15 protein-coding genes are annotated in these 14,396 nt (G+C 70.8%); 10 read left to right on the top strand and 5 right to left on the bottom strand.

Features of this window, described 5'->3' with window-relative positions; all coding sequences use genetic code 11:
- Positions 1 to 8 precede the first annotated feature (8 nt).
- The 3 genes from ACQP2F_RS27465 to ACQP2F_RS27455 are packed head-to-tail and all read left to right on the top strand — an operon-like array spanning position 9 to position 2,424.
- Positions 9 to 524 (top strand): SigE family RNA polymerase sigma factor, encoded by a 516-nt coding sequence (locus ACQP2F_RS27465; protein WP_433292230.1) that lies wholly within the window; start codon positions 9 to 11, stop codon positions 522 to 524.
- A complete protein-coding gene (locus tag ACQP2F_RS27460; RefSeq protein ID WP_433292228.1) occupies positions 521 to 1,357 on the top strand; it encodes a hypothetical protein in 837 nt (278 codons plus the stop codon). Before ACQP2F_RS27465 ends, ACQP2F_RS27460 begins: the two co-directional genes overlap by 4 nt.
- Complete coding sequence (locus ACQP2F_RS27455) at positions 1,354 to 2,424, top strand: amidoligase family protein (protein ID WP_433292226.1); 1,071 nt, start codon at positions 1,354 to 1,356, stop codon at positions 2,422 to 2,424. Before ACQP2F_RS27460 ends, ACQP2F_RS27455 begins: the two co-directional genes overlap by 4 nt.
- A gap of 522 nt (positions 2,425 to 2,946) precedes the next feature.
- On the opposite strand, the gene zwf is transcribed toward ACQP2F_RS27455, so the two are convergent.
- On the bottom strand, positions 2,947 to 4,440 hold the full coding sequence (gene zwf / locus ACQP2F_RS27450) for a glucose-6-phosphate dehydrogenase (RefSeq protein WP_433292224.1): 1,494 nt from the start codon (positions 4,438 to 4,440) through the stop codon (positions 2,947 to 2,949).
- Between the two features lie 151 nt (positions 4,441 to 4,591).
- Between zwf and ACQP2F_RS27445 the strand changes: the two genes are divergently transcribed.
- Positions 4,592 to 5,530 carry an exopolyphosphatase gene (locus ACQP2F_RS27445; RefSeq protein ID WP_433292222.1) on the top strand — a complete coding sequence of 313 codons (939 nt, stop codon included), beginning with the start codon at positions 4,592 to 4,594 and terminating at the stop codon, positions 5,528 to 5,530.
- Between the two features lie 161 nt (positions 5,531 to 5,691).
- Here ACQP2F_RS27445 and ACQP2F_RS27440 read toward each other — a convergent pair whose 3' ends face one another.
- Complete coding sequence (locus ACQP2F_RS27440) at positions 5,692 to 6,573, bottom strand: DUF1775 domain-containing protein (RefSeq protein WP_433292220.1); 882 nt, start codon at positions 6,571 to 6,573, stop codon at positions 5,692 to 5,694.
- A gap of 79 nt (positions 6,574 to 6,652) precedes the next feature.
- Between ACQP2F_RS27440 and ACQP2F_RS27435 the strand changes: the two genes are divergently transcribed.
- From ACQP2F_RS27435 to ACQP2F_RS27410, 6 genes are all read left to right on the top strand, one after another.
- Positions 6,653 to 6,862, top strand: coding sequence for an RNA-binding S4 domain-containing protein (locus tag ACQP2F_RS27435; RefSeq protein ID WP_433292218.1), 210 nt, complete (start codon positions 6,653 to 6,655; stop codon positions 6,860 to 6,862).
- Positions 6,863 to 7,015: 153 nt separating this feature from the next.
- Positions 7,016 to 8,383, top strand: a complete 1,368-nt coding sequence (locus ACQP2F_RS27430) for an ABC transporter substrate-binding protein (RefSeq protein ID WP_433292217.1) — start codon at positions 7,016 to 7,018, stop codon at positions 8,381 to 8,383.
- Positions 8,383 to 9,339: a carbohydrate ABC transporter permease gene (locus ACQP2F_RS27425; protein WP_433292215.1), complete on the top strand. Its 957-nt coding sequence runs from the start codon at positions 8,383 to 8,385 to the stop codon at positions 9,337 to 9,339. Before ACQP2F_RS27430 ends, ACQP2F_RS27425 begins: the two co-directional genes overlap by 1 nt.
- On the top strand, positions 9,336 to 10,220 hold the full coding sequence (locus tag ACQP2F_RS27420; RefSeq protein ID WP_433292213.1) for a carbohydrate ABC transporter permease: 885 nt from the start codon (positions 9,336 to 9,338) through the stop codon (positions 10,218 to 10,220). The genes ACQP2F_RS27425 and ACQP2F_RS27420 overlap by 4 nt, the downstream gene beginning before the upstream one ends.
- 63 nt (positions 10,221 to 10,283) lie before the next feature.
- Positions 10,284 to 11,162, top strand: a complete 879-nt coding sequence (locus tag ACQP2F_RS27415; protein WP_433292211.1) for a hypothetical protein — start codon at positions 10,284 to 10,286, stop codon at positions 11,160 to 11,162.
- Position 11,163: 1 nt separating this feature from the next.
- Complete coding sequence (locus ACQP2F_RS27410; protein ID WP_433292209.1) at positions 11,164 to 11,328, top strand: hypothetical protein; 165 nt, start codon at positions 11,164 to 11,166, stop codon at positions 11,326 to 11,328.
- A 10-nt stretch (positions 11,329 to 11,338) separates the two neighbouring features.
- On the opposite strand, the gene ACQP2F_RS27405 is transcribed toward ACQP2F_RS27410, so the two are convergent.
- The 3 genes from ACQP2F_RS27405 to ACQP2F_RS27395 form a co-directional block, all read right to left on the bottom strand.
- Positions 11,339 to 12,280 carry a hypothetical protein gene (locus ACQP2F_RS27405; protein ID WP_433292207.1) on the bottom strand — a complete coding sequence of 314 codons (942 nt, stop codon included), beginning with the start codon at positions 12,278 to 12,280 and terminating at the stop codon, positions 11,339 to 11,341.
- Positions 12,232 to 12,603 (bottom strand): hypothetical protein, encoded by a 372-nt coding sequence (locus ACQP2F_RS27400; protein WP_433292205.1) that lies wholly within the window; start codon positions 12,601 to 12,603, stop codon positions 12,232 to 12,234. Before ACQP2F_RS27400 ends, ACQP2F_RS27405 begins: the two co-directional genes overlap by 49 nt.
- A 172-nt stretch (positions 12,604 to 12,775) precedes the next feature.
- The gene (locus ACQP2F_RS27395; RefSeq protein ID WP_433292203.1) at positions 12,776 to 14,329 is read right to left on the bottom strand and encodes a protein kinase domain-containing protein; all 1,554 of its coding nucleotides are present in this window, start codon (positions 14,327 to 14,329) and stop codon (positions 12,776 to 12,778) included.
- Positions 14,330 to 14,396: the final 67 nt, after the last annotated feature.

The following is a 14,396-nucleotide window of genomic DNA, read 5'->3' as shown; positions in this document are numbered from 1 at the left end:
TAGGGGACGTGACCTTCGAGGAATTCGCGATGGCCCGGCTCAACAGTCTCCTGCGGTACGCGGTCGTCCTCACCGGCGACCGTGATCTCGCTCAGGACGTCGTCCAGGAGGTGCTGGCCCGGGCCCAGGTCCGATGGCGGCGGATCAGCGGATCGGACTCGCCCGAGGCGTACGTGCGGCGCATGGTGCTCAACGAGTATCTGTCGTGGCGGCGCAGCTGGCAGTTCCGGAACGTGCAGGCCGTGGGGGAGCGTCTCACCGACCTGGACGACGCCCGTGGCGGTGTGGGCGACCACGCCGACGGGGTGGTCGAGGCCGACGCGTTGTGGGCCCGGTTGTCGACGCTGGGCCGCAAGCAGCGTGCGGTGCTCGTGCTGCGCTACTACGAGCAGCTCGACGACGACCAGATCGCGGATCTGCTCGGCTGCGCCCCGGCCACGGTGCGCAGCCATGCCTCGAGGGCTCTCAGGACGCTCCGCCTCTCGGAGCGGCAGGAACGGATCCATGCCGAGGAGAAGTCGTGACCGAGCACGCAGACCAGCTGCGCGAGGTTTTTGAGACCCACGAGAACGAGGCCCCCGACGCCGCGGCCGTCTTCGCGCGCGTTCAGGAGCTGTCCACGAAATACAAGCGCCGCCGCCGGAGCCTTCAGGTGGCCGGCGGTTCGGCGCTGGCCGCGATCGCGGTCGCCGGGGTGGTGTCGCTCCCCAATTTCCTGCCCGGCAACGCCCGCAACACGTCCACGACCACGTTCCCGGCCGGCGCCGTCCCCACGTCCGCCGCGCCGTCGACGATCCCGTCGCTGAGCCCCGAGGACTTCCAGAAGGGCCTGGACGCGTACTTCAACGCCGGCTACGACTACGACGACGCTGTGAAGCTGGCCGCCCTGTGGCACGTCAACGCCGTCCCGGCCAAGGTCAAGGCCGAGGCCGGCCTGCGCCTGCTGGCCGGCGAGCAGCTGCCGTTCGCGGCCACGCCGAACGACGACTCGACCGCCACCCCGCCGGACGAGATCACCAAGAACCAGAAGCAGCTCGACGCCTTCTTCAACGCCGGCTACACCTGGGACGAGGCGGAGAAGCTGGCCAAGATCTGGCACCTGTCCGACCCGTTCGACGCCAAGATCAAGGGCGGTAAGAAGCTGCTCGCCCACCAGACGCTGCCGGTCAAGCCGAAGCCGGCCAACGTGGCGGCCGCCCTGGAGAACAAGCGGGCCGAGACCTTCTTCGCCAAGGGCTACGACGTCGCCGACGCCGTCAAGCTCCAGAAGATCTGGCACCTGAAGGACGCCTGGGCCGCCAAGGTCGAGGGCGGCAAGCGCATCCTCGCCGGTCAGACGCTGCCGATCCAGCCGTGACCCCGCGCCTGCGCCGGCGTATCGGCTTCGAGATCGAGCTGATGGCCCCACCGGGCCGCAGCCGGCGCAGCCTCGCCTACGACCTGGCCGGCCGCGTCGGCGGCCGGATCCGCCCGGTCTGGCACTCCGACAGCGAACCGTCCCTGGTCCCGGGCCTGGGACGGTTCCTGCATCTGACCCAGGGCTTCGAGGTGCTGCGCGCCGACGGCTCCCCGCTGTGCACCCTGGTCGACGACATCACGCTGCTCGACGGCCTCGAGCCGCGCACGCCCGCCCCGCCCGGCTGGTACCGCATCCTCAGCGACGACCCGCGCCTGCTCTCGCTGCTGGCCGCCCGCTGCGACCCCGGCGCGCCCCTTGCGGGCGTGCTCGACCCGGTAGCCGACCTGTGGGGGGTCCACCCCGAGCTGGTCGCCGACGTGTGGCGCCTGGACGACCCGTCCGGCGCCACCATCGCCCTGGCCTCCCCCCAGGGCGCCGAGCGCGAGCGCCCCTGCGAGATCGTCACCCCGCCGCTGGCGGAGAACCACGCCGCCGCCCTCGAGGAACTGCTCGAGCCGGCCCGCGAGCTGGGCTTCACCGTGCCCCACGAGGCCGCCGTCCACCTGCATCTGGACGGCGCCCCGTTCCGCTCGCCGCGCGCCCTGGCCAACGTCGTGCTGCTGTTCGCGCACTGGCGCGAGCCGCTGCGCGCGTTGCTGCAGACCAACCCCGCCTGCCGCCGCCTGGCCCCGTTGCCGCCCGCGCTGGTAGCCGCCGCCTCCGCCGCCGCACCGGACCGCGACTCGCTGCGCAAGGCCGCCGACGAGGGCGAGCTGACCAAGTACTTCGACGTCAACCTCACCCAGCTGCTGACCGACCGCCCCGTGCGCGACACCGTGGAGATCCGCATCCTCCCCGGCGCGATCACCGCCGACGACATCGTCAACCGCGCCGCCCTGGTCGAGCTCCTGCTCGACCGCTGCGAAGACCCGGAGCCGTTCCCGGTCGCCCCCACCGGGAACGTCTCCGCCCAGACCGCCCTCCTGATGGAGATAGCCGCCGAGTCCCTGGCCCGCGCCGACTGAGCCGCTCCGCCGCCCTTTGCTCTGCTCACCCATGCGCGCGGGTCGCTCTGCTCACCTATGCGTGCGGGTCGCTCTGCTCACCTATGCGTGCGGGTCGCTCTGCTCACCCATGCGCGCGTCGCTCTGCTCACCAATACGCGCGCCGCGGATACCGACTCGTGGTGGGTGTATATCTATTCGCGGTGCGCGTATAGGTGAGCAGAGCAAAGGGCGCGCGCACGAGGGCTCGGCGCCGGCGGGACCAGGCGCGGCGCACGCTTCGGGATCTCCGCGGAGGCCGTCGCGCGCAGGGCCGGCGGGTTCGAGGGCGCGCCGGGATGATGTCGCGCGCAGGGCTGGCGGGTTCGAGGGCGCGCCGGGAGGACGTCGCGCGCAGGGCTGGCGGGTTCGAGGAGCGCCGCGGGCCGGGCTCACGCACGGCCGGGGGCTCGAGGGAACGCCGTGGAGGGCGGCGCGCGCACCGGCTGGCGGGATCAAGCGGCCTCCGCGCCTCGCGGACGGAGCGCGAGGCGCGGAGGGTGATCAGATGCTGTTACGCCACTTGCGGCCGGAACGGCCGATCAGGCGGTCGGCGTCGGTCGGGCCCCACGAGGCGGCCTCGTAGGTGGGGATCGGCGACTGGTCGTTGGCCCAGTGCTCGATGATCGGGTCGACGATGCGCCAGCACTGTTCGACCTCGTCGGTGCGGATGAACAGCGTGGGGTCGCCGAGCAGGGCGTCCAGCAGCAGGCGCTCGTACGCCTCCGGGGACTCCTCGGCGAACGTCTGCTCGTACGAGAAATCCATGCTCGCCGTGCGCACCCGGAACGAGTGACCCGGCACCTTGGCCCCGAAGCGCAGCGAGATGCCCTCGTTCGGCTGGATGCGCAGGATCAGCGCGTCGGCCTCGAGACCGGTCAGCTGGTCCTGGGGGATCGGCAGGTGCGGCGGGCGCTGGAACTGCAGCGCGACCTCGGTGACCCGGGCCGGCAGGCGCTTTCCGGTGCGTACGTAGAACGGCACCCCGGCCCAGCGCCAGTTGTCGACATTCAACCTCATTGCCGCGTACGTCTCGGTGCGCGACAGGGGATCGACGCCGACCTCCTCGCGGTAGCCGGCCATCAGGTCCTCCCGGGTGCCGCCGCGGGTGTACTGGCCGCGGACCGCGAGGTCGGCGATGTCGCGGTTGGTGGGCAGCCGGATCGCCTGCAGCAGCTTCACCTTCTCGTTGCGCAGGCCCTCGGCGTCGAACGAGGCCGGCGGCTCCATCAGCGCCAGTGCCAGCACCTGCAGCACGTGGTTCTGCACGATGTCGCGCATGGCGCCGGCGTGCTCGTAGAAGCCGCCGCGGGTGCCGACGCCGAGCGTCTCGGCCACCGTGATCTGCACGTGGTCGACCCAGGAGCGGTCCCAGATCGGCTGGAAGATCGAGTTCGCGAAGCGCAGGGCCAGGACGTTCTGCACGGTGTCCTTGCCCAGGTAGTGGTCGATCCGGAAGACCTGGGGCTCGTCGAACGCGGCGTGCACGATGCCGTCGAGCTCGCGGGCGCTGGCCAGGTCGCGGCCGTACGGCTTCTCGATGACCAGGCGGGAGAACGAGCCCTCGCGCGCGCGGTTGAGGCCGGCGCCGGCCAGGCCGTTGATCACCGGCTCGAACGCCTCGGCCGGGGTGGAGAGGTAGAACAGGCGGTTGCCGCTGGTGCCGCGGGCGGCGTCGAGCTCGTCCAGCACCTCACCCAGGCGCTTGTACGTCTCTGGGTCGTCGTAGCCGCCCGACACGTACCGGATTCCGCCCTGGAGTTGGCGCTTGTCGGCCAGGCTGCGGCCACCCAGCGCGCTGTTCGCGAAGTCGTCGTCGGCCATCGGGGTGCGGGCCACGCCCACCAGCGCGAACTCGCCCGGCAGCCGGTTGTGCCGGGCCAGCGACTCGACCGCGGGCAGCAGCTTGCGCCTGGTCAGGTCACCCGAGGCGCCGAAGATCACCAGAGTGGCTGGTGGGGCGCTGCGCTCCTGGATGAGCTGGGGAACGTCGTCCATCGTCTGCCAAATCCTCCGACCGTCGGGACCTTCCGGGATGACACTACGCAGTGCGCGGACGGGACGTTCAGATCCATCCCTCGATGCGAGCAGGGCCTCACCGACAAAAGTGGCAAACTGGGTCTTATAGTCTGCACTTCGAGGGGGACACGTGAAGTACCGGCTCGTAACCCGGAGCGACTTCGACGGCCTGGTGTGCGCGGTGCTGCTCAAGCACCTCGACATGATCGACGAGATCAAGTTCGTGCACCCCAAGGACGTGCAGGACGGCGAGGTCGAGGTCACCGAGAACGACATTCTCACCAATCTGCCGTACGCCCCGGGCGCCTACATGGTCTTCGACCACCACCACTCCGAGACCCTCCGGAACGAGGGCAACCTGTCCAACCACGTGATCGACGCCGACGCGCCGAGCGCCGCCCGGGTGATCTACGAGCACTTCGGGGGCCGGCAGCGCTTCCCCAACGTCTCCGACGACCTCATGCGCGCCGTCGACCAGGCCGACTCGGCCATGTACTCGCTCGACGACATCCTGCACCCCGAGGGCTGGACGCTGCTGAACTTCCTGATGGACAGCCGCACCGGGCTCGGCCGGTTCCGGGACTTCCGGATCTCCAACTACCAGCTGATGATGCAGCTCATCGACGCCTGCCTGGAGATCCAGGACGTCGACGAGATCCTCCGCCTGCCGGACGTGGCTGAGCGCGCCGACCTCTACCGCGCCCAGCACGACCTGTTCGTCGAGCAGCTCAAGCGGGTCAGCCATCTGGACGGCGATGTTGTCGTGGTCGACCTGCGCGACGAGGAGGTCATCCACGCCGGCAACCGGTTCATGGTGTACGCCCTGTTCCCCGAGTCCCGGGTGTCGATGCACATCATCTGGGGCCGGCAGAAGCTCAACACCGTCTTCGCCTGCGGCAAGTCGATCCTCGACCGCACCTCCCCGGTCGACGTCGGCGAGGTGATGCTGCGCTACGGCGGCGGCGGCCACATCGCGGCCGGCACCTGCCAGGTGCCCCACGACGAGTCCGAGCGGGTCGAGCGCGAGATCGTCGAGGCGCTCCGCTCACCCCGTACCGTCTCGGTCTGAGGTTCCGGAGACGCGCGACGGGGCAGGAGAGCGAATCTCTCCTGCCCCGTCGTCCGCGGATCGCGGGCCATGCCCAATTGGCCCCATCCGCCGGTCGTGTTCCGCGCCCCACGCGCATCATCACGACACCGTCCCGCGTCCACCAGCGCGGGAGTCTGTGGCTATCCCTTGAAGCTCCACTTGCTGTGGCCGGCCGAGACCGGCTCTTTGTCCCCGGCGCCGGCGCCGGCGCCGGCGTCGACATCGGCGGACCGGGCGCCGGACGCCTGGATCTCGTCCTCGTCGTCCGGCTCGTCGTCCTCTTCCGCCCGGTGGCGGCCGCGCAGGAAGTAGACCGCGCCGGCCAGCAGCGCCAGCGCCGCCACGACCCAGCCGCCGATCGACCAGACCGACGGGCCGCGGGTGGCGTCGGCGACCGCCTTGGCGAAGGCCGCGTTCTCCGCGTCGGTGGCGGCCGTGTCCCCGGAGGCGGTGCCGGAGCCCTGGCCGGTGGCGGTGCCGCCGTGGTCGTGACCGGTCGTGGCCTGGCCCGGGGCGCCGGCGGTCAGGGCGAGCGGCACCGGCGGCATGGTCGGGCCGGGGCTGCCGTCGGCGTACGTGCTGGAGATCGTGAACTGCATCGAGCTGAGCGAGGGCAGCGGGCCGATCGCCACCGAGAGGTCGGCCGACCGGCCCGGCTGCAGCTGGTGGCCGCCGACCGCGAGCCAGGTGATCGAGGAGGTCGCCTGGGTGGCCGGGGTGCCGCCGTGGATCGTGGGCAGCGGCGAGGCCAGGGTCTTCATCTCGATCTTCGGCGCCCAGTCGTCCACCGACAGCGGGTAGACCTCGGCGACCGGCGTGTCGGCCGGCAGCCGCAGCGTGACCGAGCCCAGCGGCTTGGCACCGGTGTTGGTGACGTGGAAGGTCAGGTTCTCACCGCTGCCCTGGACGGCGGTCGTGGGGGAGACCGTGGCGTCGGCGAAGGCGGGGGCGGCGGCGAGCACGCCGATCACCACCGCGGCGGCGGGTACGCCCGCTCGGCGGGCCAGGTGGAAGTGCCTCACGAGGGGTAGTTCGTATCCGGCAACCGAATGGTTCAAGGTCGCCGCCATCTTTTTCTCCGGCGGTTGCGATGATGGCCGGATGCGCGATGTGCCGATCGGCGGAGACATGATCAGACTCGGACAGTTCCTCAAGCTCGCCGATCTCATCGACACCGGGGGCGAGGGCAAGGTCCTGATCGCCTCGGGCGACGTGATCGTCAACGGCGAGGTCGACACCCGGCGGGGACGGCAGCTGCACCCCGGCGACGTGGTCGAGGTCCTCGGGAACCGGGCCCGGGTGGTGTCGTAATAGGACGTTCGGCCTAGGGGTTGACGTCCGTTTATGCAACCAAGCGTGACGAAAGGTTGACATCGTGTCGATCTCAGGCATGTACTGAGCTTCGTTGTGTTACCGGCGTCACACGCTGCCTCGAGTCACACGCTGCCTCGACGAGGAGGCCCCATGTCCCGCGCGCACATCAGGTCCGCCCTGGCCGTCTCGGTGACCGCCGCGCTCGCCGCCGCTCTGGCCGGATGCGCGGGCTGGGGCGGCGGGCCGGGCGGCGGGCCGGACACGATCAACGTCCTCATGGTCAACAACCCGCAGATGATCGATCTGCAGCGGCTGACCGAGGCGAACTTCACCAAGAGCACCGGCATCCACGTGAACTTCACCGTGCTGCCCGAGAACGACGTCCGCGACAAGATCAGCCAGGAGTTCTCGAGCCAGGCCGGCCAGTACGACGTCGCGTCGCTCAGCAACTTCGAGATCCCGATCTACGCCAAGTCGAAGTGGATCGCGCCGCTCGACGGCTACACCAAGGCCGACACCCAGTTCGACCAGGCCGACATCCTGCCGTCGATGACCCAGTCGCTGACCGCGGACGACGGCAAGCTCTACGGCGAGCCGTTCTACGGCGAGTCGTCGTTCCTGATGTACCGCAAGGACGTCCTGCAGCAGGCCGGACTGACCATGCCGGACAACCCGACCTGGCAGCAGGTGGCCGACATCGCGGCCAAGGCCGACGGCAAGCAGCCCGGCATGCGCGGCATCTGCCTGCGCGGCCAGCCCGGCTGGGGCCAGATCTTCGCGCCGCTGACCACCGTGGTGAACACCTTCGGCGGCACCTGGTTCGAGAAGGACTGGACGCCCAAGGTCGACGCGCCCGAGTTCACCGCCGCCACCAAGTTCTACGTCGACCTCGTCCAGCGGCACGGCGAGAACGGCGCGCCGCAGGCCGGCTTCACCGAGTGCCTCAACAACATGGTGCAGGGCAACACCGCGATGTGGTACGACGCGACCAGCGCCGCCGGCTCGCTGGAGGCCGACAAGTCCCCGGTCAAGGGCAAGATCGGCTACGCGGCGGCCCCCGTGGAGAAGACCAAGAGCTCCGGCTGGCTGTACGCGTGGTCGTGGAGCATCCAGCAGGCCAGCTCGAAGAAGGACAACGCCTGGAAGTTCATCTCGTGGGCGTCCAGCCGGCAGTACGAGGAACTGGTCGGCCAGCAGGTCGGCTGGTCCAGCGTCCCGGCCGGCAAGCGCGCCTCGACCTACAAGAACGCGGAGTACCTGAAGGTCGCCTCCGCGTTCGCCGAGCCGACCGAGGCCGCCATCTCCAGCGCCGACCCGCGCAACCCCGGCGTCCAGCCGCGGCCCGCGATCGGCATCCAGTTCATCGACATCCCCGAGTTCACCGACCTCGGCACCCAGGTGTCGCAGTACGTGAGCTCGGCCATCGCCGGCCAGATGAGCGTCGACGAGGCGCTGAAACGTGGCCAGCGGCTGGCCGAGGACGTCGCCGAGCGCTACCAGTCCCGGCAGGAGGGGTGATGACTTCCGTCGCCGAACAGACCAGCACGCAGGCCGAGCCGAGGCCGCAGCCCTCGCGGTCGGCCCGGGGCATCGCCTGGGCCCGCCGGGCGCCGCTGATGCCGGCCCTGATCTTCATGATCATCGTGACCCAGCTGCCGTTCGTGGCCACCCTGGTCATCTCGTTCATGAACTGGAACGCGTACTACCCGGACGAGGTCGGCTTCGCCGGCTTCGACAACTTCAAGCGGGTCTTCACCGACGTCAACATGCGCGACGCGGTGCTGACCACGATCTGGCTCACCGCCGGTGTCGTCATCATCAGTCTGCTGCTCGGGCTCGGCATCGCGCTGCTGCTCGACCGCAAGTTCCGGGGCCGGAGTGCGGTCCGGACCATGATGATCGCGCCGTTCCTGGTGGTGCCGGTCGCCGCCGCGCTGATCTGGAAGCACGCGCTCTACAACCCCGAGTACGGCCTGTTCAACGGCGCGATCACGTGGGTGTGGAACCTGTTCGGCTCGGACCACCCGCCGCAGCCGGACTGGATCAGCAACATGCCGCTGTGGGCGGTCATCTTCGCGCTGGTCTGGCAGTGGACGCCGTTCATGATGCTGATCCTGCTGGCCGGCCTGCAGGGACGGCCGCTGGACGTGGTCGAGGCGGCCCGGATCGACGGGGCCAGCGGCTGGCAGATCTTCACCAGCATGACGCTCCCGCACCTGCGGCAGTACCTGGAGCTCGGCGCGCTGCTCGGTTCGATCTACATCGTGCAGAACTTCGACGCCGTCTTCACGATCACCTCCGGCGGGCTGGGCACGGCCAACCTCCCGTACACCATCTATCAGATCTTCTACCAGGCCCACGACTACGGACGTGCGTCGGCGGCCGCCGTCGTGGTGGTCCTCGGCACCATCATCATCGCGACGTTCGCGCTGCGTACCGTCTCGTCGCTCTTCAAGCAGGAGGCGAACCGATGAGCATCACCGACACCGCACCGGTTCCCGCCACCCGCGACGAGCGGGGCCGCCCGGTCAAGAAGCGCCGCGAGGGCGCCAACGCCTGGCTCTCGCTGCTGGCCTGGGTCATCGGGATCCTCTTCGTGCTGCCCGTGCTGTGGATGGTGCTGACCTCCTTCCACTCCGAGGCGGACGCGGCCACCAACCCGCCGTCGGTGTTCGCGCCGCTCACCCTCGACGGCTACCGCGAGTTCTTCTCGGGCGGGGCCTCGCCGTGGCCGCCGCTGCTGAACTCGCTGACCGCCAGCGTGATCTCCACGGCGCTCGTGCTCGTGCTGTGCTTCCCCGCGGCGTACGCGCTCAGCATCCGCCCGGTGAAGAAGTGGACCGATGTGCTGTTCTTCTTCCTGTCCACCAAGATGCTGCCGATCGTCGCCGGCCTCCTGCCGCTGTATCTGTTCGCCCAGAAGGCGGGCCTGCTCGACAACATCTGGCTGCTGATCATCTTCTACACCTCGATGAACCTGCCGATCGCGGTGTGGATGATGCGCTCGTTCCTCTCCGAGGTGCCGGTCGAGATGCTCGAGGCCGCGTCGATGGACGGCGCCGGGCTGTCCAAGACGCTGCGGTCGGTGATCGCGCCGGTCGTCATGCCCGGCATCGCCGCCACCGCGCTGATCTGCTTCATCTTCAGCTGGAACGAGCTGCTGTTCGCCCGGGTGCTGACCGCCACCGTCGCCGAGACCGCGCCGGTCTTCCTGACCAGCTTCGTGACCAGCCAGGGCCTGTTCCTGGCCCAACTGTGCGCGGCGGCGTTCGTGGTGTCGCTGCCGGTGCTGGTGGCCGGGTTCGCGGCCCAGGACAAGCTGGTCCAGGGCCTGTCACTGGGCTCGGTCAAGTAACAGCTTTACCTAAATGTGCGGACAGACCGGAACCTTCGGGCGTCCCCGGTCGTCGAAATGGTCATGACTCGTCTCCGCGGCACCATCCTCGCCGCCGCCGTTCCCCTGTTCCTGATCAGCGCTTGCGCCCAGACCGCCGGCAACCAGGCGGCGGGCGCGGCGGACTCGCGTGTTCCGGAGAGCGCCGAAGTCTCTCCGGCGGCCGACGATCTCGTGCTGCGCGTCGAGTCCTTCGGGGGCTTCGTGCCCGCCGAGCAGAACGTCGGGCGGATCCCCGCGATCAGCATCTACGGCGACGGCCGGCTGATCTCGCTGGGCCCGACCACCGCGATCTATCCGGGACCCGCACTGCCCAACATCCAGGTGCAGATGATCACGCCCGAGGAGGTGCGTGAGCTCGTACGCCAGGGGCAGCAGGCCGGTGTCCGCAACGGAACCGACTTCGGCAGTCCCAACATCGCCGATGCCCCGCAGACCCGGGTGACCGCCGGCGACCAGTCGGTGAGCGTCATGGCGCTCAGCGAGGCCCCCGCGAACGACCCGAAGCTGACCGCCGCCCAGCGCGAGGCCCGCACGAAGCTGTCGGCGTTCGTGAAGAAGCTGCAGTCCCTGCCGTCCGCCTCCGGCGTCGCCAACCCCGTGCCCTACCGGCCCACGGTGCTGGCCGCCCTGGCCCGCACGTTCACCGCCCCGCAGGCCGGCGACCCGGCCAGCCCGGCGAAGGCGTGGCCCGGCCCCGCCCTCCCCGGCGACATGCTGAACCAGAACATCGGCATCGGCTGCGCCGAGGTGACCGGCGCCGACCTGCCCACGGTGCTGGCCGCCGCCAAGGACGCGAAGGCCACCACCCCGTGGACCAGCGGCGGCGCCACGTACGCCATCACGTTCCGCCCGCTGCTCCCGGAGGAGAAGGGCTGCGCCGCGCTGAAGGGCGTGCGGTGAGGTGACGCCGATCGGAGACGACCCGTTCGAGCCGGGCGAGTTCATCCGCTTCGAGCCGGAGCCGGGCGGCGAGGGCGAGGGGCCGGACCGCCCGCAGCCGGTCCCGGCCCGGCCGGCCTGCCGCCCTCAGCTGCTCACCCGCCGGGACGGCCCGCCGCGCCGATGAGCGCCGCCGTCTACGACTCCCGGTCGGGGGTGGCTTCGGCTTCCCCCTGCGGACCGTCCTGGGACGAGATCGCGGTCGACACCAGCGCCTTGGCGACCGGCTCGGTCTCGACCACTTCCTCGGGCGACCGCAGCTTGGGCGGCGCCGGCATCCACGGCTTCAGGTTCTGGATGACCCCCTCGTAGAAGGCGTCGATCGCGTCCAGCACCGAGTCGATGAACGATCCTCGGCCGGTTCCCCTCTTGGTTCCGGCCGAGGAGTTCGCGGCCACCCGGAACGATCGGATCTCCTTGCTCGCGTCCCCGACCAGAACGCCGGGATTCTCCCGAACCACCCGTAGGAGCTCGGCATTGCCCGGCCCCCGGGAATACGCGGCGAACGATTCCAGACGTACGGTCTCGGGTGCGCCCTTGAGCTGCCTCACCAGCCAGTTGATTCGCGTGGTGGGCCGGCCGTCACGCGGCGCGTCCACGTCGACGTGACAGGTGACCTTCGCAGCGCGCAGGTCGGCAGTGATCGACAGCGTTCCGACCGCTCCCGGAATGCGCAATGCCGCGGTCATGGCGCCCGCGGCAGCGAGCTGTGAGACGAGCGCCTGGGTGCGAACCGCCGGTTCGGCGAGCTCCCGCCGCGCGAGCGCCGGAACGATCTCCGTACCGAGTCGGCGACCGAGTCTCAGGCCGGCGTAACGCACCAACGCGTCGAATCTCCCGGCCACGTCGACCGCGGCGGCGTCGGTTGCCCGGAGCGTTCCCGCACCGATTGCCTCGCGCACGGAAACCCAGTTGGGACCCATGTCGCTGAACTCCAGCGCGCCGGACCGAGGATGCTCGAGGTACCGGATCAACTCGCCCAAGACCCAGGCCTGATCCGGATCGGCGACGCCGCGGTACTCCTTCTGCATCACGGCGACGGTGAGCACCTCCGACCACGGAATGTGGTGCAGCGCCACCTTCTTGAGCTTGCGCTTGTCGACGGTTGTCGGGTGCTGCCCGTCTTGACCTCGACCAGCGCCGTCCATTGGCGCTGGCCCCGGCTGACCCGGATCAGGCCGTCCGGGAAGAACTTCCCGTCGCCCAGCCGGAACGGCACCTCGATGAAGGTCTGCACCTGTCCCGCGGGCGCGCCCCACGGTTGCGTCAGCGCCCGGCCGAACTCCCGCACCGCACTCATCACGGCGAGCAGGGCCGAGGTCGCCCTTCGCTCCTGCTCATCCGCGCCATTGATTCCCGAGGTGGGTATGAGGCGGGCCGCCAACCAGGTCTCTTCTGACATTGATCACTCCTCGTAACGCAACGTTCACGCAGGCTACGCCCGCGCGTCGATCACGCAGAGATACGGAAGAGTGACAACGCATGACCTGGCGTACATCAACAAATGTCTACTCGTACGTTTGTGGCGGCTTGCAAAGTCCGCGGCGACCTCTGTGGAGCGGCACCCGCGCGCCTCAGGTGATGTCGGCGCTCGGCTCGCCGGCCGTGCAGGTGACGGTCATGGTGACGGTGTCCTTGCCGTGGGCGAACGTCACCGACGGCGCGGCGCCCGGCCCCGCGTCGGTGCTCTCCACGTGGTAGGAGCGCGCCGGCGTCCAGGACAGGATGCGCGCCGTCGAGGCGGCCGGGCAGGTCGCGACGACGGTGCCGCCCGGTGAGGTCAGCGTGCGCTCGGTCGCCGGCGGCGGGGCCTCGGTGGTCGCGGTGACCGGCGGCGTGGTCGCGGTCGGCACCGGCGTGGGGGTCACGCCCGGTGTCGGCGGAACGGCGCCGCCGCCGGCCGGGCCGGCCGGCCCGGTCGCGCCGGGCGTTCCGGGCGCGGTGGGCACGACGGCGCCGCCCGGCAGCGCGGTCTGGCCCGGCGGGAGCGTGCCGGTGGTCGCGGCCGGGCGGATGCCCGCGGTGGTCCCGCGCGCGCCCGGGTCGGTGCGGCCCTCGCCGGTCGGGGGCGCACCCGGCGCGGTCGGGCCGCCGGCGATCGTGGGGCCGCCGGCTCCGCCGCGCGTCGCCAGCCAGCCGGCCGTCGCCAGCCCGCCCAGCACGAGCAGCGCGGCGGCCAGCACGAGGGCCGTCCGGTGCGGCCGGCGGGGCGGGCGGATCACCATCGACGGCTCGGCCGGCGCCGGGCCGCCGGTCGCGGACGGCTGTGGGGCGTCCTCCACGATCTCGAGGCCGGCCGCGTGCGCGAGCAGCCGGGTGATCTCGCGGGCGCTGGGCCGGTCGGCCGGGTCCTTGCGCAGGCAGCGCAGGCACAGGTCGACCACGTGGCCGGGAACCGGGTCGCGCGGCACCAGCGGCGGCGGTTCGGCCCGCAGGTGGTTGGCCAGCACGCGGTCCGGCGACTCGCCCTCCCACGGGGTCTGTCCGGCGAGCAGCCGGTAGAGGAGCACGCCGAGCGCGTACACATCGGAGGCCGGCGTCACCAGCTGGCCGAGGAGCCGCTCGGGAGCGATGTAGGTGGGCGTGCCGAGCACCGAGCCGTCGGGCGCCGTCGCCTCGTGCGCGGTGGCCGCGGCGGCGATGCCGAAGTCGACGACCTTGGCGCCGGTCGGGGCGAGCATCACGTTGGCCGGCTTGATGTCGCGGTGGACGAGGCCGGCGGCGTGCGCGGCCGCCAGCGCCGCCGCGACCTCGGCGCACACCCGCAGCCCGAACCGGGACGTCACCTCGCCCGTGCGCAGCCGCCGCAGCAGCGTCGGGCCGTTCACGAACTCGAACACCACGTACGGCACCGGCTCGCCGTCGACGATGCACTCGCCGTAGTCGTGGACCTGCGCGACGTTCGGATGCGACAGCGACGCTGCCGCGCGGGCCTCGTGCCGGATCAGCGTGAGCGACTCCGCGTCCCGCGCGTGCGGCGCGAGCATCTTCACCGCGACCGTCCGCGCCAGCACGATGTCCCACGCCCGCCAGACGATCGCCATCCCGCCCTTGCCGGCCGGCTCGATCAGACGGTAGCGCCCGCCGAGCAGGAGACCGGGCCGCGCGGCGCCGAGGTCGACTTCCATTCCCGGCAGTCTGCCGAAATCGAGGCCGGTTCGCATCCCGTGATCTGTTGATCGCTCCCGGTCGCCG

The organism is Actinoplanes sp. CA-030573 (genome assembly GCF_050951115.1).
Classification (GTDB): domain Bacteria; phylum Actinomycetota; class Actinomycetes; order Mycobacteriales; family Micromonosporaceae; genus Actinoplanes.
This window is presented reverse-complemented; position numbering and strand designations above follow the sequence as displayed.

Excerpts from the sequence above, each read along its gene's own strand:
- zwf (WP_433292224.1), bottom strand. The coding sequence starts at position 4,440 with ATGGACGACGTTCCCCAGCTCATCCAGGAGCGCAGCGCCCCACCAGCC.
- ACQP2F_RS27435 (WP_433292218.1), top strand. The coding sequence starts at position 6,653 with ATGCGCGATGTGCCGATCGGCGGAGACATGATCAGACTCGGACAGTTC.
- ACQP2F_RS27430 (WP_433292217.1), top strand. The coding sequence starts at position 7,016 with ATGTCCCGCGCGCACATCAGGTCCGCCCTGGCCGTCTCGGTGACCGCC.
- ACQP2F_RS27425 (WP_433292215.1), top strand. The coding sequence starts at position 8,383 with ATGACTTCCGTCGCCGAACAGACCAGCACGCAGGCCGAGCCGAGGCCG.
- ACQP2F_RS27420 (WP_433292213.1), top strand. The coding sequence starts at position 9,336 with ATGAGCATCACCGACACCGCACCGGTTCCCGCCACCCGCGACGAGCGG.
- ACQP2F_RS27415 (WP_433292211.1), top strand. The coding sequence starts at position 10,284 with ATGACTCGTCTCCGCGGCACCATCCTCGCCGCCGCCGTTCCCCTGTTC.
- ACQP2F_RS27400 (WP_433292205.1), bottom strand. The coding sequence starts at position 12,603 with ATGTCAGAAGAGACCTGGTTGGCGGCCCGCCTCATACCCACCTCGGGA.
- ACQP2F_RS27395 (WP_433292203.1), bottom strand. The coding sequence starts at position 14,329 with ATGGAAGTCGACCTCGGCGCCGCGCGGCCCGGTCTCCTGCTCGGCGGG.